Source organism: Nocardia sp. NPDC003999 (assembly GCF_053604885.1).
Genome location: NZ_JBSGIB010000014.1, coordinates 111,328 through 126,106 on the forward strand (window position 1 = coordinate 111,328; position 14,779 = coordinate 126,106).

At 71.0% G+C, this 14,779-nt stretch carries 12 protein-coding genes; 8 read left to right on the forward strand and 4 right to left on the reverse strand.

The window, feature by feature from the left end; genetic code table 11:
- Positions 1-44 precede the first annotated feature (44 nt).
- Genes ACWESM_RS25050 through ACWESM_RS25060 form a run of 3 tightly spaced genes read right to left on the reverse strand, consistent with a single transcriptional unit; the run spans position 45 to position 6,396 of the window.
- Positions 45-2,462: a DUF5682 family protein gene (locus ACWESM_RS25050; RefSeq protein ID WP_452493924.1), complete on the reverse strand. Its 2,418-nt coding sequence runs from the start codon at positions 2,460-2,462 to the stop codon at positions 45-47.
- Positions 2,441-3,541 carry an ATP-binding protein gene (locus ACWESM_RS25055; protein WP_452493883.1) on the reverse strand — a complete coding sequence of 367 codons (1,101 nt, stop codon included), beginning with the start codon at positions 3,539-3,541 and terminating at the stop codon, positions 2,441-2,443. Before ACWESM_RS25055 ends, ACWESM_RS25050 begins: the two co-directional genes overlap by 22 nt.
- Entirely contained in the window at positions 3,538-6,396 is a 2,859-nt protein-coding gene (locus ACWESM_RS25060; protein WP_452493885.1) for a DUF5691 domain-containing protein, read from the reverse strand. Before ACWESM_RS25060 ends, ACWESM_RS25055 begins: the two co-directional genes overlap by 4 nt.
- Positions 6,397-6,834: 438 nt before the next feature.
- Between ACWESM_RS25060 and ACWESM_RS25065 the strand changes: the two genes are divergently transcribed.
- From ACWESM_RS25065 to ACWESM_RS25080, 4 genes are read left to right on the forward strand one after another with little or no spacing between them, the layout of a single operon-like run.
- Positions 6,835-9,279: an AAA family ATPase gene (locus tag ACWESM_RS25065; RefSeq protein ID WP_364432552.1), complete on the forward strand. Its 2,445-nt coding sequence runs from the start codon at positions 6,835-6,837 to the stop codon at positions 9,277-9,279.
- Positions 9,280-9,286: 7 nt separating this feature from the next.
- Positions 9,287-9,778: a hypothetical protein gene (locus ACWESM_RS25070; protein ID WP_355077200.1), complete on the forward strand. Its 492-nt coding sequence runs from the start codon at positions 9,287-9,289 to the stop codon at positions 9,776-9,778.
- Between the two features lie 21 nt (positions 9,779-9,799).
- Positions 9,800-10,189, forward strand: coding sequence for a YchJ family protein (locus tag ACWESM_RS25075; RefSeq protein WP_356967304.1), 390 nt, complete (start codon positions 9,800-9,802; stop codon positions 10,187-10,189).
- Between the two features lie 18 nt (positions 10,190-10,207).
- Positions 10,208-10,483 carry a SelT/SelW/SelH family protein gene (locus tag ACWESM_RS25080; protein WP_355077196.1) on the forward strand — a complete coding sequence of 92 codons (276 nt, stop codon included), beginning with the start codon at positions 10,208-10,210 and terminating at the stop codon, positions 10,481-10,483.
- A 15-nt stretch (positions 10,484-10,498) separates the two neighbouring features.
- Here ACWESM_RS25080 and ACWESM_RS25085 read toward each other — a convergent pair whose 3' ends face one another.
- Positions 10,499-10,726, reverse strand: coding sequence for an FmdB family zinc ribbon protein (locus ACWESM_RS25085; protein WP_452493887.1), 228 nt, complete (start codon positions 10,724-10,726; stop codon positions 10,499-10,501).
- Positions 10,727-10,845: 119 nt separating this feature from the next.
- Here ACWESM_RS25085 and ACWESM_RS25090 point away from each other — a divergent pair, with 119 nt between their 5' ends.
- The 4 genes from ACWESM_RS25090 (at position 10,846) to ACWESM_RS25105 (ending at position 14,775) form a co-directional block, all read left to right on the forward strand.
- Positions 10,846-11,982, forward strand: a complete 1,137-nt coding sequence (locus ACWESM_RS25090; protein WP_364432543.1) for an ROK family transcriptional regulator — start codon at positions 10,846-10,848, stop codon at positions 11,980-11,982.
- 168 nt (positions 11,983-12,150) lie between these two features.
- Positions 12,151-13,194, forward strand: coding sequence for an ABC transporter substrate-binding protein (locus ACWESM_RS25095; RefSeq protein WP_364432540.1), 1,044 nt, complete (start codon positions 12,151-12,153; stop codon positions 13,192-13,194).
- A 34-nt stretch (positions 13,195-13,228) separates the two neighbouring features.
- Positions 13,229-14,077, forward strand: a complete 849-nt coding sequence (locus ACWESM_RS25100; RefSeq protein WP_355077189.1) for an ABC transporter permease — start codon at positions 13,229-13,231, stop codon at positions 14,075-14,077.
- Positions 14,053-14,775, forward strand: a complete 723-nt coding sequence (locus ACWESM_RS25105) for an ABC transporter ATP-binding protein (protein ID WP_397280421.1) — start codon at positions 14,053-14,055, stop codon at positions 14,773-14,775. The genes ACWESM_RS25100 and ACWESM_RS25105 overlap by 25 nt, the downstream gene beginning before the upstream one ends.
- Positions 14,776-14,779: the final 4 nt, after the last annotated feature.

Genomic DNA, 14,779 nt, shown 5'->3' on the forward strand with positions numbered 1-14,779 from the left:
AGCGGGATCTCGTCTCGTCATGCACCGCTGCTCTTTCCGACCACTCATACCGTGACCCCCAGAATCTCCGCCGCCGTGTGCACCGCGGTGGTGGCTCGCTCCGAGTCGATGCCCGCGACGGCCGCCGCCGCGGACACCGAACCGCCGTCGCGGACCGCCTGCCCGATCGCGCGGCGTTCACCCGATTCGAACGCGCCGAAGGTACGGCGCAGCAGCGGCAGCGTCTCGACGAACGTGTCGTCGCCGAGTCCGCGCAGCCAGTCGTCGATGAGCCGCAACAACTCCCGATCGTGCACCAGAAGCAGGCCGCGACCGCCGAGGAATCCGTCTATCCACGCCGCCTTGGCCGAGGCGGTGGCGCCCACCGAGAGGGCGGCGGACAGTCTGCGCGCGGATTCGGCGTCATCGATGCGACCCGCGTCGGCGAGCAAACGGACCGCACGACCGACCAGCGCGCCGTGTACGTCGTCGCGGTCGGCGACCCGGCGCAATGCGGCGAGCCACTCACCGGTGGCCCAGCCGTCGTCCCTGGTGTGGATGGCGGTGTGCGCCGCGTCCAGCAGACCGCGCAGCTCGGTGGCGGCGTCGGTGTCCAATCCGGTGACCGCCGCGGGCAGGCCGGCGCAGATACGCACCAGCAACCCATCGGCCACGTGGGCCAGCGCTTTGGTGTCGGTGCCGCGCACGTCGCCGTAACGCAGTGTGCGGATCAGGCCGGGCAGCGCGGCCAGCAGGTGGGTGACGTCGTGGTCGAGCGCCGCGGTGGATTCCAGCCGGGCGATCAATCCGTCGGTGGCGCCGCCCAGGTCGGCCAGCAGCGCGACTTCCAGCGCGGCGGTCAATTCGCCGACCGAGCGGTCGGCGCGGCTCGCGGTGTCGAGAATCTTCGCCTCCGCCGCGGCGCGGATGGTGGTGCCCCAGCGAGAGGCCTCGATGATGGAGATCGCGTACTCGGGCTGCCATCGCAGCGTCCAGGTTTCCCGGAAGGTGCCCGTGCTGCGCACGTCGCTGGTGGTGAGCGTGCCCCACTCGATGTCGAGCACCCGCAGCCGATGTAGCAGGCGCGACCGCCGCACCTCGCGATCCTTACGCAGATCCAGGTCGACGGTACGGATCGAGGGCTCCTGCTTCATCCGCAGCGACCGGATGGTGGCGCGCAGGTCCGCGTCCAGCGGCACGGTCGGCGTCTGCTCCGGAACGGCCCCGAGCGCCTCGCCGACGACGAGTTCGCCGATCACCAACCGCAGCATCGTCTCGTCGCCGCCGCACAGCACCGACCGGGTGGCCTCGGTCACCTCCGACAGACCGGGGAGCGGGCGACCGCGCAGCGCGGCGAGGGTGTCGGCGAGCCGGACGGCCTCGATGACGTGGGCGCTGGAGACGGGCAGATCGTGGGCGCGCAGCACACCGGCGACCTTGGTCAGCCAGCGGGCGATCGGCCGCTCGGTGGCGGTGAACAGGTGGTGGTACCAGCCCGGTGAGGTGACGCCCGCGCCGTAGCCGGAGGTCGTGGACAGCCGCGAATGCGTCCACGGCACCCAGGTGAGCCTGGTTTTGATCTTCGGAAGGCCCTTGAGCATCCGTGCGTCCGGCGCGGCGGGACCGAGCGCGCCGGTCAGCGCGGGCGCGTGCCACGCCCCGCACACCACCGCCAGCCGCATCGCACCGTCTTTGAGGGCCTTGCGCATCGTCTGGCGCATATAAGCCTCGCGCCGGAGGGTGTGGGCGTCGACCACGAGTGGTTCGGGCGGTGGTTCCGGCACGAGGGCCGATTCGGCTACTGCCTCCGCGACCGAATCCAACTCCGACGTAGAGTCCATTCGATCGCGTCCCGATTCGGCGGTCGGTCGGTCATCAGCCGGTTCGGTGCCCGCAGGCCCCTGGCGCGCCGGGCTGTCTTGCGCGGCCGACGTCGGGTCGCCATGCGTGGCGTCGCGCTCGGCGCCTTCCCGCAGCGCGCCCATCGCCTCGGTGATCGCGTCGAACGCGTCCGCGTCCGGCACGGTTTCGACGACGGCGTCCCACCAGCGTTCGGCGTCGTCGTAGCCGCCCGCTTCGGCGAGCGCGGCGAGCGGATCGAACCGGTCGCCGGGCTCGTCCTCGGTCGCGAGCGTGACGCTCGCGGGCAGATCGCAGAACCGTACGGGCACCGCGTTGTCCGCGCCGTACCGCAGCGCCTGCCACTCGGGGGAGAACACCGCGTACGGCCAGAACGCGGCCGTGGCGGGGGCGTCGGGCACGTACGCCAGCAGCGCGACCGGAGGGGCCATCCCTTCGGCGGCGGCGAAGCCCACCAGCGGATCGGCGTCCGCGGGCCCCTCGATGAGGATCATGTCGGGCCGGAAATCCGCCAGGGCCATCCGCAGCGAGCGCGCCGAGCCGGGACCATGGTGGCGGATGCCGAATACCCTGGTCACAGGGGCGGTTTCGACACCGGAGGTCACCCGGTGACCTCGCGGCAGGCGCGGTAGAAATCCGCCCAATCCGGTCGCTCGCGGACCACGGCCTCCAAGTACTCCGTCCACACCACCGCGTCGGCCACCGGGTCCTTGATCACCGAGCCGAGCAGCGCGCCCGCGATGTCGGAGGCGCGCAGCACGCCGTCGCCGAAGTGCGCCGAGAGCGCGATTCCGTTGGTGATCACCGAGATCGCCTCGGCCGTGGACAGTGTTCCGGACGGCGACTTGAGCTTGGTCCGGCCGTCGGCCGTACTGCCGGAGCGCAGCTCGCGGAAGACCCGCACCACCCGCCGCACCTCTTCGGCCGCCGCGGGCACGGTCGGCAGTTCCAGCGCGGAGCCGAGCTGCTCGACCCGCCTGCTGACGATGGCGACCTCCTCGTCCTCGCTCGCGGGCAGCGGCAGCACGACTGTGTTGAACCGGCGGCGCAACGCGGAGGACAACTCGTTCACCCCGCGGTCGCGATCGTTGGCGGTGGCGATCACGTTGAAGCCCTTCGCGGCCTGCACTTCCGTGCGCAGTTCGGGCACCGGCAGCGTCTTCTCGGACAAGACGGTGATCAGCGCGTCCTGTACGTCCGACGGGATGCGGGTGAGCTCTTCTATGCGGGCGATGGAGCCCGTCCGCATGGCCGTGAGCACCGGCGACGGCACCAGCGCCGCATCGCTCGGTCCCTCGGCGAGCAACCGCGCGTAGTTCCAGCCGTAGCGGATCGCCTCCTCGGCGGTGCCCGAGGTGCCCTGCACCAACAGCGTCGACGCACCGCTGATGGCGGCGGAGAGATGCTCGGACACCCAGGTCTTGGCGGTGCCCGGCACCCCGAGCAGCAGCAGTGCGCGGTCGGTGGCCAGCGTCGCGACCGCGACCTCCATGAGCCTGCGCGGGCCGACATACTTCGGGGTGATCACGGTGCCGTCGGGCAGGGTGCCGCCGAGCAGGTAGGTGACCACCGCCCATGGCGACAGCCGCCACGACGGCGGGCGTGGCCGGTCGTCGGCGGCGGCGAGGGCGCGCAGCTCGTCGGCGTACGCCTGTTCGGCATGGGGGCGCAGCAGATCCGGCGTCGGGTCGGTGGTGGTCATCGCAACTCCTCGAGCATCATCGAGCGGTTGTTGAGGTCATGGGCGAGCTGGTCGAAGGCCCGTTGCCAGGCGGGATCGTCGCATTTGCGGGCCACGGCGGACAGTGCGGCGGCGGCGGCGACGGGGAGGTGGACCGAGGCCGCGGCGAGCAGCGAGCGGTGCGCGTTCGGTGACGCGCCGTGCGTCTCGGGGCGCCGCGCCGCCGCCCGCGCCCGCTCGAACAGCAGCAGCACCACGTGCTGGGCCAGCGCTTCCGGCCACGGATGGCCCATCGCGGGCAGCAGCGCCTCGATCTCCGACAGCCAGGAGCCGTCCAGCCGCACCAGGTGCGCGGTCCGATCCGGCAGCGGTAGCAGCGCGAACAGCTCCCGTCTGCGCAGCATCGCCAGATCGGTGGGCACGCCCGCCTCGAACAATGCCCGCGCCCACGTCGAATCGTGTTGAGCCAGTGCGGCGTCCACCCAGCCGTCGAAGATGGGCTGCCGGAACCGGTCTTCGATCGTGGCGCGCACCGCCTGTTGCGGTGTGCCGAGCACACCGGTCCAGTGCGCCAGCGGCGTCGCGGCGACCACCTGCCGGAGCCGGGCCGCGGACACGTCGGGCGCGCCGTTCCAGCGGTAGGCGAATTCGATGGTGCGGTCGGTGATCCCGTCGCGCTGCGCGGCGGCGTCGGGCCGGTCGGGCAGCGTGAGAACCACGTTCATGTGCAGCATTCGGTGCTCGGCGCGGATCCACGCGCTTGCTCGGGCGCGCATCCGCTGCGAGAACGCCGATTCCGGCAGTAGTGCGAGCAGTCCGGCGGCGGTGCGGCGCACGTCGGCGCGCCGGTCGTCCAGCGCCGTTTCCAGCAGGGGCTCGTCGTCCGGGCCGAGCCCGTCGGCGAGCACGGCCAGCAGTTCGGCCTTCAGCGGCCCGGATTCCTTCGGCCACGCCGCGGTGAGCTCCGCCCTGGCCGCGCCCGCGTCGCCGCGCCGGAGGTCGGCGAGCCAGTCGCGCCGCTCGGGTGGTCGACCGAACAGCCAAGTGTCGGTGGACCGTTCGACGGGCAGCCGCACCAAGTCGCGCCGATCCGGATGCCGGGCCGCCAGCCAGCTGCCGCGTGTGCCCGCGAGGCGTAGCAGCGGCTCGCGCAAACCGGCATTGATCTTCGCGTGCTCGAGCAGTTGCTCGCACAGCGCGCCCGGCGCCCGGTAATCGTGCGGCCGCGCCGCGTCGAACCATTCGGGCAGGAATGCCGAGCGTTCCCGCAGCATGCGTGCCAGGCGCACGGCAGCAGGGCTCGGCAGCGACGGACGGGGATCGTCCGCCGCGGGTTCCGGTGCCGCGGCAGTGGCGGGCACGACCCCACCCCGAGTGAAAAGGTCTTGTAGCGCGGCTGTTTCGAGCAGTCGCAACGCGGGATCATGGGGCAACCGGTCGGCCGCGCGTGCGATCGCGGGCGCGAGTGCGGCGAGATCCGGGGCGCGGCGCGCGGTGCCGAGCAGCGCGACGGAGGTGAGGTCGGCACTCCCGGTCGGCCCCGCGGGCGGAGTCGCGTCGGGCACGAAGGTCTCCGTGGGTGCCAGATCGATCACCTCCCCCGCGGTGAACACCGAAATCGGCTCCCATCCGTCGGCGCTCCACTCGCCGGCCACCGTCACTGGATGACCGCCCGAGACGGCCAGCAGCGTCCACGGTTGTTCGCCCGGCCGGATCGGCAGCGCGCTGCCGCCGGATTCGGTGAGGTACCAGCCCTCTTCGGTGCGGGTGGGTATCACATCGGCCAGCAGCATCGGCCACGAGCGCAGCCACGGATCGGCGCCGAGCGCGGACGCGTGCGCGGCGAGCGCGGCGGCGATGGTGGCGGGGTGGTTCGCGTCGGCGGGCAACGTGGTGAACGGTTCGACCGTGCCGTGCCGCTCGCCCCACAGCGCGCGCAGCGGCGCGGCGCCCGGGTAGAAATGCAACTCCGCGTCGGCCAGTTGACCCAGCGCGGGAACGTCGGCGGGGAAGCCGGGGGAGCCGAAGGAATGGTCGACCACCAGCGCCCAGCGCCTGCTCTCCCGCCCGTACAGCCAGGTGCGCCGGGTGTAGAGGCGCTCGTCCTCGGTGATCCGCGAGCCGAACACCATCCACCGATCACGCACCGGAGCCTCGGCGCGCACCGCCTCGGCCGGATTGGGGTAGCCGACATGGGTGCGGATGCTGGCGCGCAGCGCGGGCGATACCGCGTCGAGCTGCCGGTGCGCGGCGATCAACAGGTGCATCCGCGCGTACTCGCGCAGCACCACGTCGGGCCAGTCGGTTCTGGTGGCCACGGCGGCCGGGAGCCTGCGCAGAGCGGAGGCGAGGCCGGGGGCCTGCGCGTCGACCATCCTGGCGGCCACGGCCTCGAAGGCGCGATACGAGCGATCGGCCTGCGCGAGCCCGGTGCGTACCTGATCACCGAGCCAGACGTCGAGTTCCTCCAGCCCCGCCGTCACCCGCACCCGGCGCTGTTCGGCGGTGGCCGGATTCGGGGTGCGGGGCCGCTCCGCGGTCGCGGCGGCCCGCGCCGTACGGCCGCCGATCCACGCCGCCGCGTAGTCCGCGGTCTCCGGTGCGACGGCGACCTCGCCCGCGGACCAGCGCAGCAACAACGACAGCGCGTGTTTACAAGGAAACTTGCGGCTCGGGCACGAGCACCGGTACGCCGGACCGGACAGGTCGACGATCGTCTGATAGGGCGTGGCGCCGCTGCCCTGGCACCGGCCCCACAGCGCCGGGCCGTGCTGCCCGCACTCGCGCCAGCGACCCACCAGCTTGCGGGCCGCCGAGAGCGAATTCGCATCCGGCGCCAACGCCGTGACCTGGGCTTCGGTCCACTGCGTCGTCATCGGCTCGCTCCGGCTCGCTGCTGCCTCATCGCCTTCCTTCATTGCTCGGTTGACCGGATTTCTACCCCAGCGCACCGACAAGTACCGCCGCCGGCGCCGCGCTGCCCTCGGAACCGCTTGTCCCGGTGCCGCATTCGTCTTTCGAACGAATCTTGCGCCGATCGGTGCGCTCTGGCATTCTGTCCTGTTCGGCTCGACCGAGCCACCCGGACCGGGTGTAGACACCATCGAGGCTGCCCGCCGGGGTTGGCGCGAGGGGTGGACATCGAGACATGGCGCAGGCGTTTCGATGACCATATATCCATCCCCGCGGGCAGATTCGCTCGGGCGCGGTGGGCGATTCCGGCGTGATCGGGTAGCGTTCCGCACAGCTTCGACAAGGCGCCGTGCACGGGGTCGGAGGACGTGTTGCGGCTCGATGGTGGAGGGGTTTTTCGCATGCGCCTGGATCCCGACGCTGTCGACGCCGCCGGTTCCACGGACGCGCCGCCCCGACTGTCGGAGGTGGTGACGAGACGCCTGGCCGAGGATCCCGCGGTCACGCCGTCGATAGCGCGGACCGTGTTGCGCGCCATCGGCGCCGCCGAAACAGAGGACGCGTCAACGGCATTCGATCACTCCGGGATCTTCCTCAGCGCCATCCGGGTGTGCGGTTTCCGGGGTATCGGCCCCGAGACGACGCTGCAACTGCCGCCCGGGCCCGGCCTCACGCTCGTGGTCGGCCGCAACGGCAGCGGCAAATCCAGTTTCGCCGAGGCCGCGGAATTGGCGATGACCGGAGGGAACCGCCGGTGGGACGGTCGCTCGGCGGCGTGGCGGGAGGGCTGGCGCAACCTGCACGACGGCACGGCCGCCCGCATCGAGCTGGAGTTGCTCACCGCCGGTGCCGCGCCGCGCCTCACCATCGCCAAGGAATGGGCGGCCGACGCGGACCTGCAGGACGCGCACTGGACCCAGCGGTATCCGCCCGCGCCGCCGACGGGATTCGACACCGACCGGTGGGCGGCCCAGCTCGAGCTCTACCGGCCCTTCCTGTCCTACAGCGAACTCGGCGCGCTGGTGGACGGGAAACCGAGCGACCTGTTCGACGCGCTGCACCAGCTGCTCGGTCTCGACGAACTCACCCTGGCGCAGGAACGGATCCGGATGCGCCGCCTGGAGCTGGAACGCGCCGTGCGGGATTCGCGTCAGGAACGCCTGGAACTGCTGGAGCTGCTCGCGTCGGTGGCCGACGATCGCGCGGTCCGGGTCGCCGGGCTGCTGCGGCCCGCCCAACCGGATCTCGCCGCGGTGGGCCGGGAAGTGCTCGGCGCGGTGGACGATCCGACCGGACCGGACGGCCTGCGCGCCATCGTGCGGCTGGCGCTGCCCGAAGACGCCGAAGTGGAGGCGGTGGCCACCCGGCTCGAGGAATGGGGCGCGGCGCTGGCCGCGGGAGCCACCGCCGACGCCGAAGCCGATCTGCGCCTGCTGGAACTGCTGCGCAAGGCGCGGGAACACCATGCCGCGAGCGGGCCGTGTCCGTGCCCTGTGTGCGGCCGCGGCGCACTCGACGACGCGTGGGCGCGCGAGACCGATGCTGCCATCGAGCGGCTGACCGCCCGAGTCGACGCGCTCACGACCGCGCGGATCGAGCTCGGCAACGCGGTGCGGGCCGCTCGGGCGCTTCCCGACCTCGTTCCCGCCGAATTGGATTTCGATCCGCGCAACCCGCCGTCGGTCGACACCACGGCGGTGCGCGAGGCCTGGGCCGAATGGGCCGCGCTGACCAACACCGAATACGCCCCGGACCTGCCCGCCCGGCTGCGCGCCGCCCACGCGCGACTGGTCGACGAACTCGACCTGTTGCAGAAGGGCACCCGCAAGGAACTCGACCGCTTGGACGAGGTGTGGACGCCGCTGGTGCCACGGATCGTGGCCTGGCTGGAGGGCGCGCGCGAGGTGGCCGCGCACGCCGCGGAGCTGCGCACCGTGAAGAAGGCCGAGGACTGGCTGAAGTCGGCCACCGCGGGTCTGCGCGGCGAGCGCATGACGCCGCTGGAAACGACGGCGCGGTGGGTGTGGCGCACGCTGCGGCAGCAGAGCAACGTCGAGCTGGGCGCGATCCGTTTGCAGGGCAACGCGGGCACCGCGCGCCGCGTGCTGCTCGACGTGACCGTCGACGAGGTGGACGGCGCCGCGCTTGGCGTGATGAGCCAGGGTGAGCTGCACGCGCTCGGTCTCTCGCTGTTCCTGCCGCGCGCCACGGTGGAGCAGAGCCCGTTCCGTTTCGTCATGATCGACGACCCGGTGCAGGCGATGGACCCGGCCAAGGTGGACGGCCTGGCCCAAGTGCTGGCCACGGTCGCCTGGACCAGGCAGGTGGTGGTCTTCACCCATGACGAGCGCCTCGCCGAGGCGGTGCGGCGGATGCAGCTCGACGCGACCGTGCTGGAAGTGCAGCGCCGCGACCGCTCGGTGGTCGAGGTGCGGGTGTCCAGCGACCCGATTCGCCGCTATCTGGACGACGCCCGCGCATTGGTGCGCACCCCGCAGTTGCCCGCGGCGATCGCCGACGAACTGGTGGCCACGTGCTGCCGTTCCGCGGTGGAGGCGGCCAGTCTGGCCAGGGCGCGGCGCACCCTGCTCGCCGCGGGCATGGATCACGCGGAAGTGGAACGCCACATCGATGCCGCGCATTCGACCCGGTCGAAAGTGGCGCTCGCGGTCTTCGGGGTCGGCAGCAAGGTCGACGACTTGAACAAGAACCTCATCGCGCGCGAAGGACGGTGGGTGGTGGACGCATTGCGCGACGCCACGGCGGGCGCGCACGTGCCGATCGGGCGCGATATGCGTGAGCTGATCGGTGAGACCGAGAAGTTCGTCGCGTGGCTGGCCCGGTGAGGCGCCGATGAGCGGGCGGCGTCGGCCGGTCGGCGCACGTCGTGGACCCGCGGGCGGCGGACGCGCGGCCAGGCACGGGCAGCGTGGGCCGAACAACGGCGCGCAACGCTCGCGCGCGAATCGGCCGTCGGTCGCCGAGCGGCTGGAAACCGTGGATCTGTTGCTCGCCGGATCGGTGACCGCCGCGGGCGGGCTGTGGTCCCGCGCGACGGCCTGGATTCTGCGGATCGCTCTGGAGCAGGCCGTCGACGAACTGTGGCTGCGGCTGGCGCCCCCGCTGGTCCGCTGTCCGATGCGGGCACAGCTCATCGCGCTGCGCGCCTTCGCGGGACCGGACGTGGCGGCGCGCGTGGCCGTGCTCTGGGCGGCGCTGTCGCGCGCCGCGCACCATCACGACTACGAACTCGCGCCGAGCGTCACCGATCTGCGGCGCTGGCGGGAGCAGACCGTAGCCTTGGCCGAGGACCTGGCGGCGGTGCGGGCGCGCCGGGATTCCTGACACAGGTCGGAAGGGCGCGGAATGAACAAGGCACGGCGCTGCCCGTGTGGGCGTGGCGAGGCATTCGAGGACTGCTGCGGTCCGGTGTTGAGCGGCGAGCGTCCCGCTCCCACCGCCGAAGCCCTGATGCGGTCGCGCTACACCGCGTTCGCGGTGGGCGATGTCGACTATCTGCTGCGTTCGTGGCATCCGCGCACTCGCCCGGCCGCCTTGACCCTCGATCCCGCCCAGCGCTGGTTGTTCCTGGAAATCACCCGGACCGATCGAGGTGGACTGTTCGACGACACCGGCACGGTGGAGTTCGTCGCGCACTACCGCGACGCGGGCGGTCGCGGCGCACTGCACGAGACCAGCCGGTTCGCCCGATCCGACGGCGCCTGGGTCTACCTGGACGGCACGCACGACGACTGAGCGGTAGCGTCAGCGGGCATGGCACGCGTCGCGATCGAGTACTGCACCCAATGCCGCTGGCTGCTGCGGGCGAGCTGGATGGCGCAGGAATTGCTCAGCACCTTCGCCACCGACTTGGACGAAGTCGCGCTGCTGCCTGGTTCGGGCGGGGTCTTCCGGATCACCGTGGACGGCGAACAGATCTGGGAGCGCAAGGCCGACGGCGGATTTCCCGACATCACGGTGCTGAAGCAGCGGGTGCGCGACCGGGTCGCACCCGAGCGCGACCTCGGTCATGCCGACCGGCGCGAGTGAGACCGCGCCGGGAACTCAGCCGCAGCAGCCGCCACCGCAGCAGCCGCCGCCCGCAGGGGGCGCCGCCGGGGTTGGTGCGGGCGCGCTCGCGCCGCCTCGGGAGACGGTGGCGAAGGTGGTCAGCAACTTGACCGTGTCGTCGTGGCCGATCGGGCAGGTCGCCGGCGCGGCCGACTCCGCCATCGGACGGGTCACCTCGAACGTGTCACCGCAGCTGCGGCACCGATAGTTGTAACTCGGCATCCGCTCAGTTTAGGGCCTGTGCCGCCGGTGCGTTCGGATCGGCCTGCGCCAAATGCTTCGCAGCCGCGGGCCGCGTCCGTAGCGTGGCTGGGCAGCGCGGCGATGAAGAGGTGACGGCGATGGCGGACGGCAGCGCGGGAGCGGTACTTCGAGCGTTGCTCGAGCTGGGTCCGGCTCCGCGCAGTTCGATCGCCAGACACGCGGGAATCTCACCCGCCACGGTGACGTGGCAGACTCGCGCGCTGCTGGAGGCGGGGTTGATCGTCGAGCTGCCCGAGACCGCCGGCGCGTCCGGGATCGGCCGACCGCATAGCCCGCTGGCGCTCGACACCGCCGACAACGTGGCCATAGCGGTGCACATCGCGGCCACCCACACCACCGTCGCGGTGGTGGACATCGGCGGCACGCTCCGGCAAACCACGAAGGTGCCGCACCGCACGCACGCCCCGTACGACATCCTGGCCACCGCCGCCGCCGAGGTGTGCCGGGTCCGCGACGAGTCCGACGGCCTGCGGATCGTGGGTCTGGGCGTGGCTACCGGCGGCCGGGTCGACCGAACGGCGGGGTCGGTGGTGGACCATTCCTTCCTGCGCTGGCGTGACGTCCCGGTGCGGGAGTATCTCGCCGCGCGCACCGGATTGCCGACCCAGCTCGACAGTCACACCAGAGCGCTGATGCACGCCGAGCAGCTGTTCGGCCGCATGGGCGCGACGGCGAGCTCGGTGGTGCTGTTCGTCGGCAACGTGATCGATGTGGCCATCGCGGTGCACGGGCAGGTGCACTACGGGCCGCGGTCTGGAGCCGGATCGATCGAGTCGCTGCTCGGCCTGGGCGCGGGAAAGAGCGCGGGCCCGCAGGGGGGTTCCTCGCTCGACGACTACTACTCCGATCATGCACTGCTCGAGCGCTGCGGCGTGGCGTCGACCATGCCCGAATTGGTGGCGGTGGCGGCCGAAGGCGCGCCCGTGCGCGGGCTGTTCCTGGAGCGCGCCCGCGTGCTCGGCCGGGTCGTCGCGGCGCTGATCGATCTGCTCGATCCTGAATCGGTGGTAGTGGTCGACCGCGGCCGTCGCGTCGGCGGCGTGTGGGAGGCGTATCTCGCGGCAGTACGCGAACATTCGCTGTTGTGTACCGACCCGGCCGAACTGGTGGTCGGTTCGTCGTTCGAGGGGCGAGTCCTGGAGATGTCCGCAGGGGCGGTGGTGCTGCACAGCCTGTTCCACACTCCGCTGCGCGCGCTGGAGGCTGCTGTTTGACTCCGACTTATTTTAAGTAGAACGAATATTGACGTGCGGCACGGTTATTCGGGAAAGTTCTTTCATGAAAGAAATGCACCGAGCCATTGCCGGGACCGGATCGCAACTGCGGTGTTGTCCGGGAGCGAGATATTCCCGAGAACACCGGATTCGACCCAGGAAATCACCGTGCGCAATTCTCTCCGGCGATTAGCACTCGTCACCTCCGCCACCGCTCTGCTCGCCGTCTCGTGCGCCACCGATGAGGGCGGCGACACCGATCTGAAATCCGCGCTGCCGACCACCGTTCCGGCAGGCACCTCGTTGTCGGTGGCGGTCAACACCACCCGCGTCGCGCTGGAAACCTCCGGTGAGATCGGCAAGCTGCCGTTCACCGTGTCCGCCTGGCCCGCCGTCTCCGCGGGCCCCGACGTCATCCAAGCCTTCCGTGGCGGTTCGGTGGATATCGCGACGAACGCGGGCATCCCGCCCATCCACGCCCACGCGACCGGTCTCGACGCCAAGATCGTCGGCGTCAAAGTCCGTGACATCCCGAACTATCAGCTGGCCACCGCACCCGGCGTGACCGTCAACTCGATCCAGGAATTGCGCGGCAAGAAGATCGGCTTCTCGCCTGGTCAGGCCCAGGGCGTGGTGGTGCTGCGCACCCTGCGCGCCGCGGGCATCGGCCTGAACGAAGTGCAGCTGGTGGAACTCAACAGCCCGCAGTTCCTTACCGCGTTGCAGGGCAAGCAGATCGACGTCGCCCCGCTGGGGGAGCCGACGCTGACCAAATACCTGGACAAATACCGCGGGCAAGGCGCCACGGCGGTGGCCACGCCCGCGGTGGACGCGCTGACCGTGCTGTGGGCGCCGACCGCGGTCCTGCGCGACTCGGCCAAACTCGCGGCCGTCCGGCAATTCGTCGAGTTCTGGGCGCGCGGCGATGTCTGGGCCTGGGAGCACCAGGAACAATGGATCTCCTCTTACTACGTGAAAGACCAGGAAGTCTCCGCGGCGGACGGCCGGCGAATTCTGGATACGACACCGCGCCCCTATTTCCCGGACAATTGGGACAAAGCGATCGCATGGGAGCAGGACACCGTCGACTTGCTCACCGGTTCGGGCTATTTCGGCAAGCGGTTCGACGCGAACGAACTTTTCGACCGCCGCTTCGAACGAGTCGCCGCCGAGGCGGTGACCGCGAACTACCGCACCCAGGACACCCGGTGAACCGCTCGAGCGCCCGCACAACACAGGAGTCGCCATGACCATCGCACTGACTCGCACCGTAGCGGCGCCGCCGTCACGGACCGACGGATTCGTCGAACGCAGGCAATTGCGCAGGCTCGGGCTACGCAAGTCCGTTCCGTTCGCCCGGATGCTCGGCGTGCTGGTAGTTCTCGGCCTCTGGGCGGCAGGCGCGCACTTCGGCTGGCTCGACGAACGCAAGCTGTCGGCGCCGTGGACCGTGCTGGAAACGGGCTGGGACCTGCTCGTCAACGGTTCCCTGGCGGCGAACGTATCCGCCTCGCTGCAGCGCGCGGGCATCGGCCTCGGCATCGGCGTGCTGGTCGGCACGACGCTCGCCCTGATCGCGGGCCTGTCCCGATTCGGTGAGTCGCTGGTGGACGGCCCGATCCAAGTGAAGCGGGCGATCCCAAGCCTCGGCCTGATTCCGCTGATGATCCTCTGGCTCGGCATCGGCGAATCGTTCAAGATCGTGCTGATAACCCTCGGCGTGGTGATCACCATGTATATCCAGACGCACGCCTCGCTCACCACCATCGATCAGCGGCTGGTGGAACTGTCGGAGGTGCAGCGGGTTTCGCGGGCCACGTTCATCAGGAAGGTCGTGGTACCCGGTTCGCTGCCCGGCTTCTTCCTCGGCCTGCGACTCTCGGTGACCGGCGCGTGGCTGGCGCTGATCGTCGTCGAATCCGTCAACGCCATCGACGGGTTGGGCAAGATGATGCAGAACGCCCAGAACTACGGCCAGGCCGACGTGATCCTGGTGGGCCTCGCGGTCTACGGCACGTTCGGACTGTTGTCCGACGGTGTTATCCGGCTGGTCGAGCGGAAGGTGCTGTCGTGGCGACGGACGATCGCGGGGTAGGCGTACAGGTCCGCGGACTGACCCGCGGTTTCGGTGAACGCAAGGTGCTGGACGGCATCACGCTGACGATCCCGGCCGGGCAGTTCGTCGCCCTGCTCGGCCGCAGCGGGTCGGGCAAGAGCACGCTGCTGCGCGCGCTGGCCGGACTCGACTACGACGTCGCCGGGTCGGGCACGCTGCGGGTGCCCGCCAAGACGTCGGTGGTGTTCCAGGACTCCCGCCTGCTGCCATGGCAACGGGTGCTGGCCAACGTGCTCTACGGCCAGCCGCGCTCGCGCAAGGCCGCGGCGGTGCGGGTACTCACCGAGGTCGGTCTCGCCGGACGCGAACGGGCGTGGCCCAACCAGCTCTCCGGCGGTGAGCAGCAACGGGTTTCGCTGGCCCGCTCCCTGGTGGGCGAGCCGGACCTGCTGCTGGCCGACGAACCCTTCGGCGCGCTGGACGCGCTGACCAGGATCAAGATGCACGAGCTGCTGCGGCAACTGATCCGGCGCCGCCGCCCGACCGTGCTGCTGGTCACCCACGACGTGGACGAGGCGATCGCGCTCGCCGACCGGGTGCTCGTGCTCGACGAGGGGCGCATCACGGTCGACCTGCCGGTGGACCTGCCCGCCGAGCGCGACCCGAGTCTGCCCGAATTCCAGCGCGTCCGTCGCGCATTGCTCGCTTCGCTGGGCGTCGCCCCGGCCGCTGTCTGAAAGG

What these genes read in the sequence shown, in the direction of transcription:
- ACWESM_RS25055 (WP_452493883.1), bottom strand. Translation starts at nt 3,541, where the DNA reads ATGACCACCACCGACCCGACGCCGGATCTGCTGCGCCCCCATGCCGAA.
- ACWESM_RS25065 (WP_364432552.1), top strand. Translation starts at nt 6,835, where the DNA reads ATGCGCCTGGATCCCGACGCTGTCGACGCCGCCGGTTCCACGGACGCG.
- ACWESM_RS25070 (WP_355077200.1), top strand. Translation starts at nt 9,287, where the DNA reads ATGAGCGGGCGGCGTCGGCCGGTCGGCGCACGTCGTGGACCCGCGGGC.
- ACWESM_RS25075 (WP_356967304.1), top strand. Translation starts at nt 9,800, where the DNA reads ATGAACAAGGCACGGCGCTGCCCGTGTGGGCGTGGCGAGGCATTCGAG.
- ACWESM_RS25090 (WP_364432543.1), top strand. Translation starts at nt 10,846, where the DNA reads ATGGCGGACGGCAGCGCGGGAGCGGTACTTCGAGCGTTGCTCGAGCTG.
- ACWESM_RS25100 (WP_355077189.1), top strand. Translation starts at nt 13,229, where the DNA reads ATGACCATCGCACTGACTCGCACCGTAGCGGCGCCGCCGTCACGGACC.
- ACWESM_RS25085 (WP_452493887.1), bottom strand. Translation starts at nt 10,726, where the DNA reads ATGCCGAGTTACAACTATCGGTGCCGCAGCTGCGGTGACACGTTCGAG.
- ACWESM_RS25080 (WP_355077196.1), top strand. Translation starts at nt 10,208, where the DNA reads ATGGCACGCGTCGCGATCGAGTACTGCACCCAATGCCGCTGGCTGCTG.
- ACWESM_RS25060 (WP_452493885.1), bottom strand. Translation starts at nt 6,396, where the DNA reads ATGACGACGCAGTGGACCGAAGCCCAGGTCACGGCGTTGGCGCCGGAT.